This is a genomic window from Polynucleobacter sp. HIN6 (assembly GCF_030297575.1).
Taxonomy (GTDB): Bacteria; Pseudomonadota; Gammaproteobacteria; order Burkholderiales; family Burkholderiaceae; genus Polynucleobacter.
This window is the reverse complement of record NZ_AP028137.1, coordinates 141,913-163,382: the sequence shown is the minus strand read 5'-3', so window position 1 is coordinate 163,382 and position 21,470 is coordinate 141,913. Positions and strand designations below refer to the sequence as shown.

Annotated in this window: 20 protein-coding genes; 1 reads left to right on the top strand and 19 read right to left on the bottom strand. The window is 48.7% G+C overall.

The window, feature by feature from the left end; all coding sequences use genetic code 11:
* Positions 1-41: 41 nt before the first annotated feature.
* The gene (locus QUE66_RS00895) at positions 42-524 is read left to right on the top strand and encodes a hypothetical protein (protein WP_286223869.1); all 483 of its coding nucleotides are present in this window, start codon (positions 42-44) and stop codon (positions 522-524) included.
* Here QUE66_RS00895 and lpxC read toward each other — a convergent pair.
* The 19 genes from lpxC to bioB form a co-directional block, all read right to left on the bottom strand.
* Positions 514-1,428: a UDP-3-O-acyl-N-acetylglucosamine deacetylase gene (lpxC, locus tag QUE66_RS00890; protein WP_286224691.1), complete on the bottom strand. Its 915-nt coding sequence runs from the start codon at positions 1,426-1,428 to the stop codon at positions 514-516. The two genes, QUE66_RS00895 and lpxC, sit on opposite strands and share 11 nt — an antisense overlap.
* A gap of 20 nt (positions 1,429-1,448) precedes the next feature.
* Positions 1,449-1,949, bottom strand: a complete 501-nt coding sequence (locus QUE66_RS00885) for a peroxiredoxin (RefSeq protein WP_286223868.1) — start codon at positions 1,947-1,949, stop codon at positions 1,449-1,451.
* Positions 1,950-2,060: 111 nt separating this feature from the next.
* Positions 2,061-3,362 carry a cell division protein FtsZ gene (ftsZ, locus tag QUE66_RS00880; protein ID WP_286223867.1) on the bottom strand — a complete coding sequence of 434 codons (1,302 nt, stop codon included), beginning with the start codon at positions 3,360-3,362 and terminating at the stop codon, positions 2,061-2,063.
* Between the two features lie 63 nt (positions 3,363-3,425).
* Positions 3,426-4,655, bottom strand: coding sequence for a cell division protein FtsA (ftsA, locus tag QUE66_RS00875; RefSeq protein WP_286223866.1), 1,230 nt, complete (start codon positions 4,653-4,655; stop codon positions 3,426-3,428).
* A complete protein-coding gene (locus tag QUE66_RS00870; RefSeq protein WP_286223865.1) occupies positions 4,652-5,554 on the bottom strand; it encodes a cell division protein FtsQ/DivIB in 903 nt (300 codons plus the stop codon). The genes ftsA and QUE66_RS00870 overlap by 4 nt, the downstream gene beginning before the upstream one ends.
* Complete coding sequence (locus tag QUE66_RS00865) at positions 5,551-6,576, bottom strand: D-alanine--D-alanine ligase (RefSeq protein ID WP_286223864.1); 1,026 nt, start codon at positions 6,574-6,576, stop codon at positions 5,551-5,553. Before QUE66_RS00865 ends, QUE66_RS00870 begins: the two co-directional genes overlap by 4 nt.
* Positions 6,569-7,975, bottom strand: a complete 1,407-nt coding sequence (gene murC / locus QUE66_RS00860) for a UDP-N-acetylmuramate--L-alanine ligase (protein WP_286223863.1) — start codon at positions 7,973-7,975, stop codon at positions 6,569-6,571. Before murC ends, QUE66_RS00865 begins: the two co-directional genes overlap by 8 nt.
* Entirely contained in the window at positions 7,972-9,036 is a 1,065-nt protein-coding gene (murG, locus tag QUE66_RS00855) for an undecaprenyldiphospho-muramoylpentapeptide beta-N-acetylglucosaminyltransferase (RefSeq protein ID WP_458574883.1), read from the bottom strand. The genes murC and murG overlap by 4 nt, the downstream gene beginning before the upstream one ends.
* Before the next feature lie 2 nt (positions 9,037-9,038).
* The gene (ftsW, locus tag QUE66_RS00850; protein ID WP_286223861.1) at positions 9,039-10,280 is read right to left on the bottom strand and encodes a putative lipid II flippase FtsW; all 1,242 of its coding nucleotides are present in this window, start codon (positions 10,278-10,280) and stop codon (positions 9,039-9,041) included.
* Complete coding sequence (locus QUE66_RS00845) at positions 10,277-11,965, bottom strand: Mur ligase family protein (protein WP_353506814.1); 1,689 nt, start codon at positions 11,963-11,965, stop codon at positions 10,277-10,279. Before QUE66_RS00845 ends, ftsW begins: the two co-directional genes overlap by 4 nt.
* A gap of 15 nt (positions 11,966-11,980) precedes the next feature.
* Positions 11,981-13,150 (bottom strand): phospho-N-acetylmuramoyl-pentapeptide-transferase, encoded by a 1,170-nt coding sequence (mraY, locus tag QUE66_RS00840; protein WP_286223860.1) that lies wholly within the window; start codon positions 13,148-13,150, stop codon positions 11,981-11,983.
* Entirely contained in the window at positions 13,141-14,589 is a 1,449-nt protein-coding gene (locus QUE66_RS00835) for a UDP-N-acetylmuramoyl-tripeptide--D-alanyl-D-alanine ligase (protein ID WP_286224689.1), read from the bottom strand. Before QUE66_RS00835 ends, mraY begins: the two co-directional genes overlap by 10 nt.
* Positions 14,589-16,130: a UDP-N-acetylmuramoyl-L-alanyl-D-glutamate--2,6-diaminopimelate ligase gene (locus QUE66_RS00830; RefSeq protein WP_286223859.1), complete on the bottom strand. Its 1,542-nt coding sequence runs from the start codon at positions 16,128-16,130 to the stop codon at positions 14,589-14,591. The genes QUE66_RS00835 and QUE66_RS00830 overlap by 1 nt, the downstream gene beginning before the upstream one ends.
* Complete coding sequence (locus tag QUE66_RS00825; protein WP_286223857.1) at positions 16,127-17,887, bottom strand: peptidoglycan D,D-transpeptidase FtsI family protein; 1,761 nt, start codon at positions 17,885-17,887, stop codon at positions 16,127-16,129. The genes QUE66_RS00830 and QUE66_RS00825 overlap by 4 nt, the downstream gene beginning before the upstream one ends.
* Positions 17,884-18,150: a cell division protein FtsL gene (ftsL, locus tag QUE66_RS00820; RefSeq protein ID WP_108507694.1), complete on the bottom strand. Its 267-nt coding sequence runs from the start codon at positions 18,148-18,150 to the stop codon at positions 17,884-17,886. Before ftsL ends, QUE66_RS00825 begins: the two co-directional genes overlap by 4 nt.
* Positions 18,147-19,082 (bottom strand): 16S rRNA (cytosine(1402)-N(4))-methyltransferase RsmH, encoded by a 936-nt coding sequence (gene rsmH, locus QUE66_RS00815; RefSeq protein ID WP_286223856.1) that lies wholly within the window; start codon positions 19,080-19,082, stop codon positions 18,147-18,149. The genes ftsL and rsmH overlap by 4 nt, the downstream gene beginning before the upstream one ends.
* 12 nt (positions 19,083-19,094) lie before the next feature.
* Positions 19,095-19,523, bottom strand: coding sequence for a division/cell wall cluster transcriptional repressor MraZ (mraZ, locus tag QUE66_RS00810; RefSeq protein WP_286223855.1), 429 nt, complete (start codon positions 19,521-19,523; stop codon positions 19,095-19,097).
* Positions 19,524-19,762: 239 nt separating this feature from the next.
* Positions 19,763-20,446, bottom strand: coding sequence for a 2-polyprenyl-3-methyl-6-methoxy-1,4-benzoquinone monooxygenase (coq7, locus tag QUE66_RS00805; RefSeq protein ID WP_458574790.1), 684 nt, complete (start codon positions 20,444-20,446; stop codon positions 19,763-19,765).
* Entirely contained in the window at positions 20,443-21,462 is a 1,020-nt protein-coding gene (gene bioB / locus QUE66_RS00800; protein WP_286223854.1) for a biotin synthase BioB, read from the bottom strand. Before bioB ends, coq7 begins: the two co-directional genes overlap by 4 nt.
* Positions 21,463-21,470: the final 8 nt, after the last annotated feature.

The following is a 21,470-nucleotide window of genomic DNA, read 5'->3' as shown; positions in this document are numbered from 1 at the left end:
AATTTTAGCTATTGAGTTTATCACCCGCGAGCCCCTCTTTGATGAATAAGCCCCTAGTTAAGTTAGCCCAGCCATGGCAGGATTGCCTCGCCCATGAGCAAGGCTTTAAACCGCTTCTAGAGCGGGCTAAAAAGCATGACGCCCTAACCCATGCCGTTCAAAACGCTGTGTATTCACTGGGTTTTGCATCTATTGGCCAATCCCTACAGGTTGAATGGCGTCCCGATCGCCCTAGTGAGCTAGTTTTGGTGGTACCGAATGCCACGATTGGCACCCGCTTACAACAAATTGCTCCCAGTATTGCCAAAGAACTTGGGCAATATCAATGGGTGATTCATCAAGTTCGGGTGAAGGTAAAACCGAAACCATTAACGGTAAGAAGTAATCGAGTAAATGAAAATCCACCTGAATTTACCCCAGCAGCTCAAAGTGCTTGGGAAGGGCTGTATCATCAACTATCTCCACAGTCATCCCTGCGGCAATCAATCGAACGATTATTGAGAAACAGAAAATCTAGGCGTTGATGCTTTCGGGGGTTTGCAGATAGGCCGCAGGGGCACTAGCCTTATCAAAGGTTTCGATCGAATACGAACTTGGGTCGTCTAAGAGCTTTCGTAATAGTGCGTTATTGAGTGCATGGCCTGACTTTTCTGCGGTGTACGCTCCGACAATAGGGTGACCGGCCAAATAAAGATCTCCGATCGCGTCCAAAATTTTATGACGCACAAACTCATCGTCATAACGTAACTCTTCGTTATTTAAGATGCGATGCTCATCAAGCACAATCGCATTATCTAAACTGCCACCACGAGCTAAACCAATCTCACGCAAGGCTTCCACCTCATGCGCAAATCCAAAGGTGCGAGCACGACCAATCTCACTACGATAAGCGTGCTCAGCAAAATCGACCACAAAACGCTGCCCCGTTTTATCAACTGCTGGGTGCTTAAAGTCAATCGTGAAATCCAACTTGAATCCAAAATGTGGCTCTAGGCGTGCTAATTTATTGCCTTCACGCACTTCCACCGCCTTTTGAATCACCATAAATTTGCGTGGGGCCTCTTGTTCAACGGTACCAGCTGACTCAATCAGAAAAAGAAAAGAGGCCGCACTACCGTCCATGATCGGCACTTCTTCCGCATCGACCTCAATCAATAAATTATCCAATCCCAAACCCGAACAGGCTGATAGTAAATGCTCAACCGTAGAAACCTTGACCCCTTGACTCTGAATCACTGAGGCTAAGCGGGTATCACAGACAGCCAATGCATGAGCTGGGATAGGAACTGCGTTAGGCATATCAACCCGCACGAACTGAATACCAAAATCAATCGGTGCGGGTTTAATGGTTAGCGTTGATTTACGACCAGAATGCAGGCCAATGCCGACCGTTTTGATCGGCTGCGCTAAAGTTTTTTGCTTAAGCACCATGGCCTACACAATATCAATTAAAGATGCTTTAAGGTATTTGCGGCATCACTGACTTCAAACTTACCAGGTGCCTCGAGTGCTAAATGCTTCACAACGCCGTTATCCACGATCATGGCATAGCGTTGTGAGCGAACACCAAGACCACGCGCGGTTAGATCAAATTCCATGCCTAACTTTTTGGTGAACTCAGCACTACCGTCACCCAACATACGTACTTTCTTGCCAACCTTTAAATCCCGGCCCCATGCGCCCATCACAAATGGGTCATTGACAGAAACACACCAAATCTCATCAACACCTTTTGCTTTAATCGCATCAAAATGCTCCACAAATCCTGGAACATGCTTGGCTGAGCAGGTTGGTGTAAATGCGCCAGGCAAAGCAATAATAACAATTTTTTTGCCAGCGGTTAATTTGTCAACTTCAAATGCATTTGGGCCCAAGGAACAGCCATCGCGCTCTTCATCAAAAAACTCGTAGAGGGTAGCGTTTGGTAATTTTTGTCCTACAGCAATCATGTGATCTCCATATCAATAGTGGTTTGGGGTGCTAACGCAGGCGCTGGATTCGTCGTCCGGAGGGGCGACTGAATTAGCAATCCTCGAACCCACTATTGTATGGTTTATTTATTAGTCTGCTTGCTTCCTTAAAAAGGCAGGTATCTCATAGTAATCCGCCCCTTTCTCGAGCATGGCCTTCGCTTGTGGCGAACTATCGGCACCAAGGCTTGGAGGTACAGACTCTCGAGAATTACGAAATACCTTTGGAACATCAAACTGACCATAATCGACCGCAGGATTCACTGGGGCAGCCGTGGCTGAGCCCATAGTACTCGATGCTTGGGTCACATTGCGGCTCATCGCAGCAGCTGGGCTGGTTGGAGCAAAATCACCCAAGGTGGTCATGGTTGGACTTGCATCATTCGTACCGGTTGCAGCTCGCCAGATTAACTGGGGTTGATCCTTTTGCAGGGATTGGGAACCATTGAGTCCAGTGGCCACTACGGTTACTCGTAGGGCATCGCCCAAGCTATCGTCATACACCGTTCCAAAAATGACCGTAGCATCTTCAGCGGCATACCCACGAATCGCAGCCATCACTTCACGGGTCTCGGATAACTTCAATGAACGACTGGCAGTGATATTGACCAATACACCGCGTGCGCCAGATAAATCAACGCCCTCCAGCAGTGGCGATGCAACGGCTGCCTCAGCCGCCAAACGCGCCCGGTCCATTCCAGAAACTGTCGCCGTTCCCATCATGGCTTTACCCTGCTCACTCATGACAGTCTTGACATCTTCAAAGTCGACGTTGATTAAGCCCTGCTCATTAATGATTTCGGCAATACCAGATACCGCGTTATGCAATACATCGTCTGCACAAGCAAAGGCTTTATCAAATTCTGCATCTTCACCCATCACCTCAAAGAGCTTTTCATTTAAAACGACGATTAATGAGTCAACATGCTTTTCCAACTCTTGCGCACCCATCTCTGCCACTTTTAAGCGCTTCACGCCCTCAAAGTCAAACGGCTTACTAATCACGCCAACCGTTAAGATGCCCATTTCTTTAGCAACTTGAGCAACCACTGGGGCCGCCCCGGTTCCGGTACCGCCGCCCATCCCCGCGGTAATGAACACCATATGTGCGCCTTGCAATGCATCAGCAATACGCGAGCGAGCTTGCTCGGCAGATGCCGCGCCCACCTCTGGCTTCGCGCCAGCGCCCAAGCCAGTTTCGCCCAGTTGTAGGTTTAAGCTTGCTTGCGACCGCTGCAAGGCACCTGCATCGGTATTCATGCAAATAAACTCCACGCCGTTGACATTGCGACGAATCATGTGCTGGACAGCATTGCCGCCAGCGCCTCCGACACCCACCACCTTAATGATGGTCTTGCCAGCTGTTTCTTGTTCTACCATTTCAAATTCCATAACACCCTCCTTAATAAGATCGGCTTTCCACCATGGATCACCGATTGACGACGACGAAAAAAATCAAAAATTTCCTGTAAACCATTCCTTCATGCGTGCAACCACGCTTTGTAAACTGCCACCCTGAATTGCTCTGCGACCACGCATCATTTGTGCCTGCCCTTCCATGAGCAAACCAAGACCGGTGGAGTACCGTGGACTTCTCAATACTTCATGTAAGTGACCGCGATACTCAGGCGTGCCAATGCGCGCAGGCTTTAAGAAAACCTGCTCTGCCAACTCAACCATACCCGGCATCATGGCGGTGCCACCAGTCAACACGATTCCAGAAGAGACCATGTCTTCATAGCCCGACTCACGGACAATGTTGCGAACTAAAGTAAAGAGTTCCTCAACCCGTGGCTCAATCACTGCCGCAAGCGCTTGTTTGGACATTGGGCGGGGCTCACGATCCCCCACGCCAGGAACATCGATCATGGCATTGGGGTCGGCCATATCCTGTTTGGCAACCCCATGATGAATCTTTAAATCCTCCGCTTCAATCGTTGGGGTTCGTAAGGCCATCGCGATGTCATTGGTGATCTGATCACCAGCAATCGGAATCACTGCGGTATGACGAATCGATCCTTGGCTATAAATGGCAATATCGGTTGTGCCGCCACCAATATCAATTAATACAACGCCTAACTCCCTCTCGTCTTCGGTGAGAACCGCTAGACTTGAAGCGAGTGGTTGCAAAATTAAATCATTTACTTCTAGCCCACAGCGTCGGACACACTTCACAATATTTTGTGCCGCACTCACTGCTCCGGTCACAATATGTACCTTCACCTCTAAACGAATACCGCTCATCCCAATCGGCTCACGCACATCCTCTTGACCATCGATGATGAATTCCTGAATCAAAATATGAAGAATTTGTTGATCGGTGGGAATATTGATTGCTTTGGCCGTTTCTAGAACACGCTCAACATCTCCGGCGCCAACCTCTTTGTCCCGAATCGCCACCATACCGCTCGAGTTAAAACTCACAATATGATTACCAGCGATACCGGTGTAAACCTGAGCGATGCGACGATCCGACATTAACTCGGCTTCCTCGAGCGCCTTCTGAATCGACTGGACAGTGGCTTCAATATTGACTACTACGCCTTTCTTTAAACCTTTCGAGGAGGTTTGCCCTAAACCCAAGACATTAAATTGGCCATCGGGGCTGAGCTCTGCGACCAAAGCCACCACTTTTGATGTACCAATATCTAATCCAACCAATAAATCGCGGCTGTCTTTACTCATTTCCATTCCTCGATGCGTTGCTCGTCATGACTCAAAATAGCGATTTGATACGCCTTCGGTATTTCAACTTTGATAGCGGGTGCACTTGGTTTAGTTGGCGCTCCCACAATATGCACAGCAAACCCATTGGGATAGCGCAGATCGACTGCGTCAACCCGATTGGGCCATTTTTGTTGAACCTGTGGCCAATATTGCAAAAGCTGTGCAACGCGTTGATCTAGAGCGCCTTTGGCCTGCTCCTCTTCGCGCCCAAACTCAATACGCACACCATTGCTCAACTTGATGTGCCACGCATAACGATCCGATAGCGTGAGTGATTTAACCTCAGCATCCCACGGTTTAAACCAAGTACTGGCTTTTTGATAAAGACGTAGTACTTCTTTGCTTGATCCATCTGGTCCACTAAATTCAATCAGGGGGCTGTTTTCATCAAGCTCCGCAACTGAGCCATCAAATACTTCGCCATAAACATTGAGTAACTTTTGTTGATCAGCCTTGCCCCAAACTCCTAGGGGTTTTTGCTCTTCAATGCTCACAATCAATCCATTGGGCCAGGCGCGACGCACACTCGCATGGCGCACCCAAGGTAGTGCTTCAAAGGCATCCTTCACATCTTGCAAACGAACACTGAAAAAATTACCCTGAACTTTATCCAAAACCTGAGCTCGAACTGCAGGAAGATGCACATGCTTTAAGTCCTGATGACCAGCAGACTCAATCTGTAAATGCTTTAAGGTAAATACCGGTTGATGACTGAGCCAAATAAAGATGGATAGGACAACAGCCAAAATAAAAAAGCGCATCAACCAACGCGTAATTTCTTGCATGCGCTGCGCATGATTCCAAACCGGTGCGATCGCAAAATTGATTGCGTCCGAGATCCGTTGTATCGCGGTCATGACTGGTGAACCTCTGGTGAAGAAAACGTACCTTCCAAGGTCTGGCTTAGGATCCACATCACCAGATCAGCATAGGGGACGCCGGCTGCTTTAGCAGCCATTGGTACCAATGAATGCGAGGTCATTCCTGGAGATGTGTTCATCTCCAGTAAATAGGGCTTATTCTGACTGGCCGCATCGAGCATGACGTCCGCGCGACCCCACATTCGGCAACCCAGCGCTCGATAGGCTGATACTGCAAGCTCCTGAATCTGGCGCTCAAGCTCTGGATCAAGTCCTGGAGGACAGCGATATTGAGTCTCATCTGAAAAGTATTTGTGATGAAAGTCATAACCAGCTTCTGGAGGAATGATTTGGATGAGTGGCAGTGCTTGGGCAGTAGCGCCCTGACCTACAATCGGACAGGTGAGCTCTGGACCAACGATGCAGGCTTCTGCCAAAACCCGTCGATCTAATTTGGCTGCCAACTTATAAGCGGCTGGAAGTTCCTCAATGCGTCGCACCTTACTTAAACCTAATGAGGATCCTTCATGTGCTGGCTTTACAACCAAAGGCAGTCCTAAATGATGTGCAACACGATCCCAATTGCTATCGTCCGTTAAGACCTCATAGCGTGGTGTTGATATGTGATGACTCTGCCAGACTTGCTTGGTCACCACCTTATCAATCGATAAGGCCGAGGCCAAAACACCACTACCCGTATACGGAATATTAAGTAACTCAAGAAGACCTTGGATCGTTCCATCTTCACCATAGCGGCCATGCAGTGTAATAAAGACACGATCAAATTGTTCCTTAGCAATCTCAACTGGACTGCGCACGCCTGGATCAAAGGCGTGTGCATCAATACCCTTTTCTAAAAGCGCACTCAGCACTCCTTGACCCGACAAGAGCGAGATCTCACGTTCGGCAGAACGTCCACCCATTAATACACCAACGCGCCCAAATTGTTTGGGGCTCAACTGAGCGAGTTGCGCAGCAACCTGCTGACCCCAGGGATGGATCGTTTGAAGATTAGCCATGGCTATTCTCCACGAGCATCTGGGGTAACTTGGAAATAGAGCCAGCGCCCATCGTAATCAAGACATCACCGTCTTGGAGAAGTCCACTTAATGCGGTAGGGATCTCCTGAAGATCCTCAACCACTTGGACTGGGGTCGATTTACCTAAGGCTTTCATCAAGCTTTTACTATCGGCGCCTGCAATGCGCGCCTCACCGGCCGGATACACATTAGTGAGGACTACGGTATCAAACTGGCGTAATACATTGACAAATTCACCAAAGCAATCGCGAGTACGAGTAAATCGGTGAGGCTGGAATGCCAAAACTAAACGCCGATCTGGATACGCGCCACGTGCAGCCGCTAAGGTTGCATTCATTTCAACGGGATGATGACCATAATCATCAATCAAGGTAAATGTTCCACCACCCGCTAAGGCAATATCGCCATAATGTTGGAAACGACGTCCGACACCACTAAATTGCAATAAGGCATGCGTAATTGCATCGTCGCTAACGCCCAATTCAGTTGCAATTCCAATCGCTGCTAATGCATTAAGTACATTGTGCTGACCAGGCAAATTAAGAATAATTTTTAATGGGCCAGGTCTAGAACCATGCCTGCGAATTGCTCGACGATGAACCGTAAAGTGCATTTGCGTGCCAACAGCTTTGATATCGGTTGCGCGAATCTCAGCATCTTCAGAAAATCCATAGCGCAAGATTGGTTGCGAAACAAACGGCAGGATATCTCGAACGTTGCTGTCTTCAATACAAAGAACTGCAATTCCATAAAATGGCATACGCTGCGTAAATTGCACAAAGGTTTGCTTTAAGCGGGCCATATCATGCTGATAGGTATCCATGTGATCCGCATCAATATTGGTGATTACTTCCATGGCCGGATAGAGCTGCAAGAACGAAGCATCTGATTCGTCAGCCTCAACCACAATAAATTCGCCTTGCCCTAAGCGTGCATTCACACCGGCTGAATTGAGCTTTCCACCAATCACGAAGGTTGGATCCAAACCACCCTCTGCAAGCACCGAGGCAACTAAACTTGTCGTCGTCGTTTTGCCGTGCGTGCCAGCAATTGCGATTCCCTGCTTTAAGCGCATTAACTCACCAAGCATGACGGCACGCTGGATTACTGGAATGCGATTGGCTCTGGCAGCAAGTACTTCCGGATTATTTCCAGTGACCGCCGACGAAATTACCACTGCTTCGGCATCACCGATATTCTTTGCATCGTGGCCAATTGCAATTTGTGCCCCTAAGGCTATTAGTCGCTTCGTAACTGCAGACTCCGCTAAATCTGATCCCGAAACGCGATAGCCTAAATTGAGGAGTACTTCAGCAATGCCGCACATGCCGGCGCCACCAATTCCTACAAAATGAATGTGCTGTACGATATGCTTCATCGCGCGCACTCCTTACAAATTGAGGCAACTTCCTCGGTCGCACGAAACTTTGCAAGCGCCTGCGCTTTCACAGCGATTTCGGCTAAATCCTCGCGCCGCAATCCTAAAATTAAGTTTGCCAACGCAGCTGCATCCAACTCCGCTTGAGGCATCAATATTGCAGCCTTTGCATCGGACAGAAAACGCGCATTAGCGGTCTGGTGATCATCAATTGCGTATGGAAATGGTACAAAACAAGCAGCAACCCCAGCGGCCGAGATCTCAGACACGGTCATTGCTCCAGCACGGCAAATCACTAAATCAGCATGAGCATACGCTGCAGCCATGTCCTCAATGAATGGCTTTAGCTCAGCATGAACGTCCAATTGTTGATATTTTTTTGTCACTGCCTCCAAATGCTGCTCACCAGTCTGATGCATCACGTTTGGGCGCTGATCGGCTGGTAATAGAGCTAAAGCCTCTGGAACTACTGCATTGAGTGCAGCAGCCCCCAAACTTCCACCAACTACCAGTAAATGCAGCGGGCCCTGACGCATTGCATAGCGTGTCTTGCAATCGCCCAGCCCCTCAACGCTCTCACGAATGGGATTACCCACCCACTGGCCATGTTCGAGTGTGTGCGGAAATCCAGTAAGGACTCGCGTCGCAAAACGCGCCAATACTCGATTAGCACTTCCAGCAACCGAGTTCGCCTCATGTAGCACCAAAGGCCGGCCCATGAGGTAGCTCACTAAGCCCCCTGGGAAGGTGATGTAACCTCCCATACCTAACACCACGCTTGGCTTCAAACGACGCAAAATTTTCCAGCTTTGCATCATGGCGCGAACTAACCGAAATGGCATTAGTAACTTTGTCAGTATTCCCTTGCCCCGTAAGCCACCAAATTGCACGCCCTCAAAAATAAATCCTTTTGCCGGCACTAAGCGATATTCCATACCGCTGGGATTTCCCATCCACGATACAGACCAACCCTGTTTGCGCAGACATTCTGCAACGGCCAAGCCTGGGAAGATATGACCGCCAGTACCGCCAGCCATGACCAAGATAGAGCGCCCAGCCATGGTCATAGCTTGCCTCCGCGCATCAAGATTCGGTTCTCATAATCAATCTTTAATAAGACCGCGAAAGCCACCATATTCATCAAAATAGCTGAGCCGCCGTAACTCACGAGCGGCAGAGTCAAGCCCTTCGTCGGCAGAAGACCTAGGTTCACACCCATATTGATAAAGGCTTGCCAGCCGACCCAAATACCGATGCCTTTGGCGCAGAGTCCCGCAAAACTTCGATCCAATTGCAAGGCAGTACGACCAATGAGAAATGCGCGACGTACGATCCAATAAAAAAGTAGGATCACTACAAATACACCCACAAAACCAAGTTCTTCACCAATCACCGCCAAGATGAAGTCGGTGTGCGCTTCCGGTAAGTAATGCAATTTCTCAACACTCCCACCTAAACCAACACCAAACCACTCGCCACGTCCAAAGGCCATCAAGGAGTGAACTAATTGATAGCCCTTGCGTGCAGCATGCTCGGCTTGCCAAGGATCTAAAAATGCAAAAATTCGCTGACGTCTAAACTCGGATAAGGCGATGACGGTTGCCACAATCACTACACCAACAATCGTTAAGCCAGCAAACAATTTGGCATTGATTCCGCCTAAGAACAAAATGCCCATGGCAATGATGGCGATCACCATGAAGGCTCCCATATCGGGCTCAAGCATCAGCAATAGTCCAACTAAGGCAACTGCTAGCCCCATGGGGACAAAGCCCTTCACAAAGGAATGCAGATGCTCCTGGCGTTTGACGGTGTAACTGGCTGCAAAGATAATCACAGCGAATTTCATCAGCTCGGATGGTTGGAAATTCATCACTCCTAAGGAAATCCAACGCCGTGCGCCATTCACGCCCTTACCGATTCCAGGAATCAATACAGCAATTAGGAGCAAAATCGTGAACGCAAAAATATAGGGAGCTAACTTATCCCACGTTTTCACTGGAATCTTAAAGACCCAAAACCCAACAAATACCGCGATCCCGAGCGAGATCAAATGCCGAATCAAAAAGTGATTACTGCTGTAGTTGGCATATTTGGGGCCATCAGCCAAGGTAATCGAAGCTGAATAAACCATCACAAGGCCAATTAGGCTTAAAGACAACACCGCCCAAACCAGCAATTGGTCATACTCCATCATGCGCGAACGCGTTTGCTCAACACCGGATACCGCATCGCGCAGCCCCGAACGAAATCCATCAAAGCCCTCGCGCGAGATATTCCAAAAACGGTTCTGACGAATATTCATACCGACGCCCCTAGATGTTCATTGGGACTATCGCTCCATTGATTCGTGAGCTCATGAACAGCATCCACAAAAACCTGTGCTCGGTGTTGATAGTTTTTAAACATATCAAAGCTCGCACAAGCCGGGGATAACAAAACAAGGTCACCAGCTGCTGCATGTTGGGCTACTGACTGAACAGCCGACTCCAAGTCCTTTGCTTCTATCACTTGTAAACTACCTTGGCTGATTGGGCTTGAGCACACTGCCTTAATCGCTGGGCCATCACGACCTATCAGGATGAGGCCTTTTACAAATCGATTGATCGGTTCAGATAAGGGGGTAAAGTCTTGGCCTTTTCCATCACCGCCTGCAATGAGCCATATATTTTTTTGGCTTGAAGCAGTCCCTAAACCCATTAATGCAGCAACGGTTGCCCCCACATTAGTACCCTTGCTATCGTCAATGTATTCCACATCCCGAATCACGGCGACGGTTTGAACCCGATGCGGTTCGCCCTGATACTCACGTAAGCCATGTAAGAGCAAGCCGATACCTAAGCCTGCGGCACGAGCAAGTGCAAGTGCAGCGAGTGCATTCAGAGCGTTATGCCGACCACGAATACGGAGCGCATCTGCCGGAATTAGTCGCTTGAGTCGTAAGCTTTCAGCTTCCTCATACGCATTATTTTTCCTGCGACGGCGACGCTTAATGAATCCCTCTTGCGCTTCCTCCTGCTCCAGCGCTTGGGTCGCCTCATCAGGCTCTGCCCAAACCAACCAATCGATTCCACCGCCATTTAAGTCACGCTCAATGCCAAATGAGTCACTCTCCCTTGGCACATCGCTTCCAAACGAAATGATCTTATGATCGACGACATCACTAAATATTTCATTTACCAAGGAATCTTCGCGATTGAGAACCAAGACTGAATCCCTTCCCAAAATCCGGGCCTTCGCAGCTGCATACGCTTGCATATCGCCATGCCAATCTAAGTGATCTTGCGAGAGATTGAGAACGGTTGCTGCGGTTGGATTGAGTGTATGGGTAAAGTGCAACTGAAAACTTGACAACTCCAATACCCAGATGTGAGGCAAATCAGCAAAACTCTCCGCCTCATTCAATACGGTACTCAATTTTTCAAGAGCGGCCGGACTGATATTCCCAGCCAAAGCAACACGGCGACCTGCTCGTTCACAAATCTGAGCCGTTAATGCGCTCGTGGTTGTTTTGCCATTAGTGCCAGTAATCGCCAGAATGTTAGGCTGATACTTTGCGTGAGTCTCTAAAGCCATCCGATTCAAAGCTGCTAGTGCACGTGCAAAAAATTCGATTTCGCTCCAAACAGGGATCTTGCGCTCCTCGCAGATGGCTAAAAATGAATTAGCCGGCTCTTGCAGTGGCGATAAGCCAGGGCTGATTCCTAAAATATCAGCTTGCTCGAGCAATCCCTTCCAATCGCTTACTTCAGGGGTAAAGGACTTGAGTCCCCCATCCTTAAGCTCACTAAGCCAAGTTTGTTGTTGTGAATTTAGCTTCGAGAGAGGGCGTGTATCAGCAAGTTGTACTTGTGCACCCTGGCTTAAGCACCACTTCGCCATGGCATAGCCAGATTCACCTAAACCCACAATTAGGATTTGTGGTGAAGTTAGTCTGGCGAACTCATCGCCATGACTGGAACTAAATGGGTAAAGTAAGCGCTGGTTCATCGTATTAATCGTTTCTCACCGTAACTTAAGGCTTGACAAGCCAACGAGCACCAACAAAATCGTAATGATCCAAAAACGCACAACTACTTGCGTCTCGCGCCATCCGCCAAGTTCAAAATGATGATGCAAAGGCGCCATCCGGAAAATACGTCGTCCTTCACCATAATATTTTTTGGTGAACTTGAACCATAGAACTTGCATCATCACAGAGACTGTTTCAGCAACGAAAATCCCGCCCATCACAAAGAGAACAATCTCTTGACGAACAATGACTGCGATGGTTCCTAGGGCGCCGCCCAGAGCGAGAGCGCCTACGTCACCCATAAAAACTTGGGCGGGATGCGCGTTGTACCAAAGAAACGCTAGGCCTGCGCCACCCATCGCACCACAAAAGATCAATAACTCACCGGCACCCGGAATATGAGGAAATAGCAAATACTTCGCGTAGATTGAGTTACCCATAACATAGGCAAAGGCTCCTAGTGCAGCGCCCACCAAAATCACGGGCATGATGACTAATCCATCTAAACCATCCGTTAAGTTCACGGCATTACTACTACCAACAATGACCAAGTAACTCAAAATGATGAAGCCCATGACACCCAAGGGGTAGCTCACCTCTTTCATGAAGGGGACGGTTAAGTTTGACTTGGCTGGCAGATCTAAGGAGAAGCCGCTCTCGACCCAACTCATGAATAACTGCAGAACCTTCAAGTTATTGACTTCTGAAACCGAGAACGCTAAATAAATCGCTGCAAATAAACCAATAAAGGTTTGCCAAAAGAATTTTTCTCTTGAAGACATTCCCTTGGGATCCTTGTGGACTACCTTACGATAGTCATCGACCCAACCAATCGCACCAAAACCAAAGGTCACTAGCATGACGATCCAAATAAAGCGATTACTCAAATCGGCCCACAACACGCAGGAGATAAAAATTCCAATGAGGATCAATACGCCACCCATCGTGGGGGTGCCTACTTTGGCTAAATGCGTTTGGGGTCCATTGGTACGAACTGCTTGATCCACTTTCATCGAAGTCAACTTCCGAATCACCCAAGGGCCAAAGACAAGACCAATCAGAAGTGCGGTCATGGTTGCCATCACGGCACGAAAGGTGATGTAAGAGAAGACCCGGAAAAATCCATAATCGTCTTGTAACCATTGGGCTAAGATCAAGAGCATGGTTTCACTCCCTCAATGAGAGCTTGCACTACCCGCTCCATCCGCATAAATCGGGATCCTTTAACTAAGATACAAATATTACGTTGGTCAGATTGCCGCAGATTCTGAAGCAACTCGCGATTCAATAAATCAATGTCATCAAAATGACGTGAATCCCCAGTAGATCGCTCACGTAAATATGCTGCATGACTTTCTTTCGTTAGAGAACCAATCGACATGAAATGCTCAATACCGCATTGCGCAGCGTACTTCCCAAGTTCCTGATGAAAAGCGGGACCCTGCGAACCCACTTCTCCCATATCACCCAAAACCAAATAACGCTCACCACGAAGAGCGGCCAATGACTTAACGGCGGCTACGACCGAATCTGGATTGGCGTTATAGGTATCGTTGATGAGTTCGATATTCTGGGAAATCGTGATGCGCTGCATCCGACCCGATACAGGCATGAATTTCTCTAAGCCCGCTTTAATTTGTACTAACGGAATTTGTGCGGCAATCGCTACTGCGCTGGCGGCTATGGCATTACGGTAGTTATGCTCGCCCAGCGTATTAAGTTTCACCTGAATTGAACCAGTCGATGTTCGCACTTCGATCTGACCATCCGCAAGTAAATAACCATCAACCACGGAAGCTGATACTAAATTTGCATTAGGTATCTGATCTAACCAGCGAAACTCTACATACCGTTTGGAGGCGCAAGCATCTTTCCAAAGTCTGCTATATGGGGTATCTGCCGGAAATACGCCCACGCCATCAGACCGGAGTGCGCGCAAAGCGTCTGTATGTTCACGCGCCACAGCATCAACGGTTTCCATGAACTCTTGATGTTCCCGCTGCGCATTATTAATTAATGCAATGGTTGGCCGAGCGATCGCTGCTAGCTCTGCGGTCTCTCCTGGATGATTCATGCCCAGTTCTATCACGGCCAACCGATGCGAAGGGCGTAGCTTCAATAATGTGAGTGGCAAACCAATATCGTTATTGAGATTACCTTCGGTCACAAGTAATTCAGTAGGATCAACCGCTTCTCTAAAGATTGCTGCAATCATTTCCTTTACGGTTGTTTTGCCATTGCTTCCGGTCACTACCGCTAGAGGCAATCCAAACTGGGCTCTCCATGCGGCGGCTAGCTCACCAAGCCCCTTGCGGGTATCTTCTACATAAACTGCTGGCAAACTTGTTGGGCACGTTGTTTTCTCACTAATCAAGGCAGCAGAAGCACCCTGCTCGGCCACAGCACTTAAAAAGTTGTGCGCATCAAAGCGATCGCCTTTAAGTGCCACAAAGAGTTCTCCAGCGGAAAGGTTACGACTATCGGTTCCGACCTGACTAATCAGTTGATCGCGTGCTTCAACCATGCCAATGTTGTGCAATTGACTATTTGGAAGTAAGGCATGGATATGAGCAAGATTGGTCATGGTTGGAATGGCTTGCATCAAACCGACCCTCCGCTCACTAAACGCAAATGCGCTTGATCTGAAAAGTCAAAGCGTTTCCCCTGAATTTCTTGGGTAGTCTCATGGCCCTTACCGGCAACCAGAACAACATCTTGAGCTTGGGCTTGTCTAACGGCAGTCATGATCGCTGCAGCACGATCTGCAATGAGCTCAACGGATGAGGTGTGATGGTCACCCATCCCAGCCACAATCATGTCCATAATGACCTGCGGATCTTCGGAGCGTGGGTTGTCACTCGTAACGATCACATGATCAGCAATCGATTGCGCAACTGCTCCCATCATGGGGCGCTTTTCTTGATCCCGGTCTCCACCACAGCCAAATACGCATACCAGTTTTCCTCCGCGTCCTTGTGCAATTGGTTTTAATGTTTCTAAAACTTTTTGCAATGCGTCGGGGGTATGGGCGTAATCAACTACCATCAATGGGGTGTCTGCGCGATCACTATGAATCACTTCCATACGACCTAAAACAGGTTTTAGGTTAGAGAGACGTTTTAGGGCATCTGAAATTCCAAAAACCATCAAGGTTGAAATCACGGCCAAGGCATTACTTAAATTAAATATGCCCAATACGGGAATAGTGGCTAAATGATTGACTCCATCAATACTCAACTGACATTGATAGGCATTCGTTCCAAAGATGTGCTCCTGAAAATATATAGCTTTGAAGCGGCTTTGTAATTTTTCTAATCCCTGAAATGAGCTTTGAGACATCCCGTATGCCCAAATCTCCACACCCTCGCGCGTGGCCATACTCATTAGTAGCTCGCGTCCAAAAGAATCATCAATATTGATAACGACATTCTTCGGATGAAAATCAAGAAAAAGTCGGGCTTTTGCGGCACCATACTCTGCCATGCTGCCGTGATAATCCAAGTGATCACGGCTAAGATTCGTAAAGACGGCGCAAGCAAAGTGAGTGCCATTCACACGTCCTTGCTCTAGGGCATGTGAAGATACCTCGAGCGCAATATATTCAGCCCCTTTTGCTTTTAAGCTAGCAAGCTCCATTTGTAAACGGGGCGCATCTGGGGTGGTGTACCCCAGTCCTTGTAATTGGTTTGGAAAGCCACTACCGAGTGTACCGATCACGGCAGCTCTATCGGATAAACATTGTGCAAGCCATTGGGTCACACTGGTCTTACCATTCGTGCCAGTCACGCCAATCACCGGCATCATTTCGCTGGGTTTGCCATACCACTCTGAGCTTAACCACCCAGCATATTGAGCAAGCTCGGGAACCGCAATACAACGCTCATCTAAATCCGTTTCCCAAGCGACACTTTGGCCTTCATCGGTCTGCGGTTGATACAACACGTAAGCAGCCCCTCGGAAGAGGGCCTGGGCGATATAGATTCGTCCATCTCGGAGGGCCTTCCCGTGCCCAACCGAGTAAGCCAGAAATACATCGCCTTTTGTAATTAGGCGAGTATCGGCAACTAATTTGGCGCTGGGTGCAAGGCTTTGCCTTAAATAAGGCAATATATCTCGATGGGTCATTTGAGTATTGGCCATCATTGCTTCAGCGCCACTTTTTGTAACGCACTAGTTACCGGTTGTGCATCCGGCGCCTGTACCACCGTGCGCTCATTCATATCGGGAGTGACGTTCAAGCTACGCAAAGTCTCGCTCACAATCGTTGAGAACACGGGTGCAGCAACCTGGCCACCGTAATAACCACCAACGGTGGGTTCATCAACCATCACCGCAACCACAATGCGCGGGGCGCTAATCGGTGCCAAGCCAACAAAGAATGCTCGATACTTATTGGAAGCGTAGCCTTTACCTTCAACCTTATGTGAGGTACCGGTTTTTCCACCAACCCGAAATCCCTCTGCGCGCGCAGTCAATGCTGTGCCGCCTTGCTCGGTAACGGTTTCTAACATATTGCGCATCTCAATCGCGGACTTAGCCGTAATCACTCGAGTGCCCGGTTTGTAATCTGGGCTACGCAAAATGGTGGTAGGTACCAACTCGCCATCGCGAGCAAAAATCGTGTAAGCGCGTGCCAATTGAAATAATGATGTGGATATTCCATATCCAAAGGACATACGAGCTTGATCACTTTGGCCCCATTTTTGATATGGATGCAAGCGCCCTGCCACTGCGCCAGGGAATCCAATGTTCGGGGCCTGGCCAAAACCAACGGCCGCAAATAAATCCCACATCTCACGAGGTTCGAGCTGGAGCGCTAATTTTGCAGTGCCGATATTGCTCGATTTCTGAATCACTTGGGATACCGTCAACATTCCATAGGGATGCGTATCCGTAATCGGTTTGGGGCCTACTAATAACTTTTGACCAATGGTCATATTGGTTTCAGGCTGTACCTTACCTTGCTCAAGCGCAAGCGCAACGGGGAAAGGCTTCATCGTGGAGCCTGGCTCAAAGGTATCGGTCAATACTCGATTACGTAGCTGCTCACCAGTCAGTGCTTTACGCGAGTTGGGGTTATAGCTTGGCCAATTAGCCAATGCCAAAATTTCTCCAGTGCGCACATCCAGCACTACCGCGCCACCGGCCTTGGCACGATGCTTTTCAACGGCACTCTTTAACGCGTTATATGCAATGTACTGAATCTTGCTATCAATCGAGAGTTGGAGATCTTGGCCATCTTGTGGAAATTGCAAGATCGCAATGTCATTCACTATCCGGCCCAAGCGATCGACTACAACCCGTCGTTTCCCTGGCTGAGCCGCCAAGTCTTTATCGCGCGCCAGCTCAATTCCTTCTTGACCGCGGTCCTCCACATTCGTAAAGCCAACTACGTGAGCCATCGCCTCCCCTTCTGGGTAATGGCGACGATACTCATTATTCAATCCAATTCCTGGAATTTCTAAACGACGGATTTGTTGAGCAACCTCAGGATCAACCTGACGCTTTAAAAATACTTGATTGCGCTCATCGGCAAAACGCTTCTTTATCTCTGCCTCACTCATCTCCAAGAGCTTGGCAAGCTGCGTAATTTTCTCAGGCGCAAGATCGGCTGGAATATTATCCGTGTAAGCAATCACAGCCTTTGCTTCAAGGCTTGTTGCAATTAACTGACCATTGCGATCCAAAATTTTTCCACGCGTAGCGCGCATCTCAATCTCGCGCTGCACACCCTTGACCGCTTTGGCTTCATAAAATCCATTGCCTGGGCCCTGAATCCAAAATGCACGAATGACCAAGGCTGCGAATGCGATAAACAAGAGGAACAGCATCAGTCGCGAACGCCACATTGGCAGTCGCAACACAACATTTGGAGAGGTCGAGAAACCTACCGGTTTCATAGACCTTCCTTAAAGTAGAGAGTGCGATCTGGAGTAATCGGGCTCATCCGCAATTGATTGCGAGCCACATCACGAATACGAGCTGATTTGGAAAGATTACGCTGCTCAAACTCCAACCGTAACCATTCTTGATTGAGTCGACGCTCTTGTGCTTGGGCGCGCTCCAAGGACACAAATAACTTTCTCGTTTTTTGTTGAGAAGTAACCAGCGACAATGCACAAATTAGTAGTAATACAAGTAGGCTTAGCGTGGCGCGATTCATACGAGAGCACCTCTTTTCTGCGCAACGCGCATCACCGCCGAACGGGCCCGAGGATTTTCATTAATCTCACTATCGCTTGGCTTAACCCGAGCAATGATTTCTAAATCGCTCTGCGGTAAATCTTTTGCTCGTATCGGCAATTCTCGAGGGATGTTCACTTGCGCATGCGCTTGCATGAACTGCTTCACAATGCGGTCCTCGAGTGAATGAAAACTAATTACTACCAATCGACCGCCGGCTTTTAATACTCTAAGTGCAGCTGCTAGACCCTTCTCAAGATCGGTTAATTCTTGATTAATAAAAATCCGAATCGCCTGAAATGTTCGAGTTGCTGGATCCTGTCCTGGCTCACGCGTTTTCACTACGCTTGCAATCAAATCTGCCAAGGCTTTAGTGGTTTGAACAGAATGCCCCTCTTCACGTTGCTTTACTATGGCACGCGCGATGGACGTTGCGAATCGCTCCTCACCAAAGGTTTTAATCACCTGAGTAATCTCTTCGACTGCTGCGCTGGCGAGCCATTCCCGCGCTGAGATTCCGCGTGTCGTATCCATGCGCATATCAAGCGGGCCCTCGAACCGAAATGAGAATCCCCGTTTCGGTGTATCGATTTGTGGTGAGCTGATGCCTAAGTCGAGTAACACCGCATCGACTGATGCCCCCTGAATATGCTGCTCGATGTTGGCAAAACTGGAATGAATGATTTGCAGACGTGGATCGCAAAGCGATTGGGCTTTGGCAATGGCTTCTGGATCCTTGTCGAATGCGATAAGCTTGCTCTCCTGGCCAAGCACATCCAAGAGCGCTTGCGTATGACCCCCTCGACCAAAAGTTCCATCGATGAATACGGCAGAGTTCGGCTGAAAAGATGGTCCGCTGATCATGGCGGTGACTGCCTCGGCCAGTAATACTGGGCGATGGATGTTGTTCATGGCGCCCGATCATCAAAAGGTAAATTGTTTTAATGCGTCTGGCATGCCCTGCGCAATTGCTGCCTGCTCTTTTGCTGCATACGTGTTTGCATCCCAGATCTCTAGATGCGAACCCATTCCCAACAACATAATTTCACGTTCAATGTTTGCAGCGGTGCGTAACTCAGGTGTAATCAGAACTCGCCCAGCGCCATCTAAATCAATTTCCGCGGCGTTACCTAAGAAGATTCGGCGCCACCAATGCGCGTCCATAGGCAATTGCGCAACCCGAGCCCGAAATGCTTCCCATTCGGGCCTGGGAAATAGCAACAAACATCCGTCGGGGTGCTTGGTTAGGGTGACGCGACCCTCGCCCTGCAGCAATAAGGCATCGCGATGCCTTGCTGGCACCGACATGCGACCTTTTGCATCGATATTGAGAGCTGAAGCGCCTTGAAACAAAATTTACCCCACTTTTTCACACTTCCTCCCACTTTAGAGGAAGCTTCCTACAGGGTCAAGTATTTTTGGGTAAATTTTTAGCAAATTCTCTAGTGATTACAAATACTTAGAGAAGCTTTGCAAAATAATCGTAAATTAAAATTATGACCTAAAACAAGTACTTGTAATCTATAGCTAAGATACGTCTTTAGGTATATAGGGGGAGTGCCCTGAAAAGCCTGTATAAAAGAACAGTAATACTAGATTTTATAAGCGGTCGTTGTCATGATTTTTGAAATACCCGCCATGAGCGTCTGAATGGGCTGGGGTAATTCTTGCCCGCCAGCAGCGATTGCGCTTGCACCATGCTCAATTTCATCAATCCGCATCTGCTCCACAATGGCTCGAGAACGAAGGTCAGCTTCAGGGAGCTTCTCAAGGTGATCATTCAAATGCCGCTCCACCTGCTTCTCCGTTTCTGCTACAAATCCTAAACTCCAGCGATCACCTGCTAACCCCGCGACCAACCCGATTCCAAATGCCCCCGCATACCACAATGGATTCAAGAGACTGGGGCGAGAGTCCAGCTCTTTGAGGCGCTCCTCGCACCATGCCATGTGATCCATCTCTTCTTTGGCTGCCTGATCCAATAAGGCGCGGGTTTCAGGTGTCTTAGCTAGTAATTTTTGAGATTGGTAGAGCGCCTGGGCACAGACCTCACCAACATGATTGACACGCATTAAACCAGCCACATGGGTGCGGTCTTTCGGGCTTAAATCAAGATCTGAAGTGAGCACTTGCTCTTCATTTAATCCTTCTTGAATATTGGCCTTAGGGACTGGCCGACTATAATTGGCACCGCCAGCAATAGCACGCAATGCAGTATCAAACTCACCAATCAAATGATCGATTGGGCTCAAATTGATGGGGTTTGAACGACTCATACTTGCACTTCAGCCTTGCAGCTTTCCTTGGTTTTTAGACCAAGCTCTGCGAGCAATTGGCGATCGGCCAATGCCTCTGGATTGCCGGTGGTGAGCAACTGGTCACCATAAAAGATGGAATTTGCGCCTGCCTGAAAACACATTGCTTGGACGGCTTTTCCAAGCTCTTGACGACCCGCTGATAATCGAACTCGGGCCTGAGGCATGGTAATCCGGGCAACAGCAATGGTTCGCACAAATTCCAAGGGGTCTAATCTGGGCTGATCGGCCAACGGGGTGCCAGCAACCGGCACTAAATGATTGATCGGCACGGATTCTGGGTAAGGATTTAGATTCGCCAAGCGTGCAATGAATGCGACGCGCTGCTCCCTCGACTCCCCCATCCCCACAATCCCGCCGCAACATACCGACATTCCAGCATCACGAACATGCTGCAAAGTATCCAAACGATCCTGATAGTTGCGGGTCTGAATCACATTCGGATAAAAATCCTCGCTGGTATCTAAATTATGGTTATAAAAATCCAGGCCCGCATCCCGCAAAGCCTTAGCCTGATTGGCTTCTAGCATTCCAAGCGTAGCGCAAGTCTCAAGCCCTAACTCCTTAACACCCCGAATCATAGCGGCTACTTTTTCAACATCACGATCCTTGGGCTCTCGCCATGCAGCGCCCATACAAAAACGGTTGGAGCCAGCTGCTTTGGCTGCTTTGGCAGCCTCTAGTACTTCATCTAAATCTAGGAGTTTAGTTGCCTTCACATCGGTGTGATAGCGGGCCGCTTGGGGGCAATACCCACAATCCTCCGGACAACCCCCGGTCTTAATGGATAACAAGGTGGCCAATTCCACATCACCCTCAGGAAAATATTGACGATGGGTTTCCTGGGCCCGAAACATCAACTCATGAAATGGGAGCTCAAACAATGCCGCAACCTGCTCCAGTGTCCAGATTGGATAGGCATTGGGTGCACTTGGCTTAACCTGAACCAATGGAGAGATCGTTGGTGATGCTGACATGGTTTTAT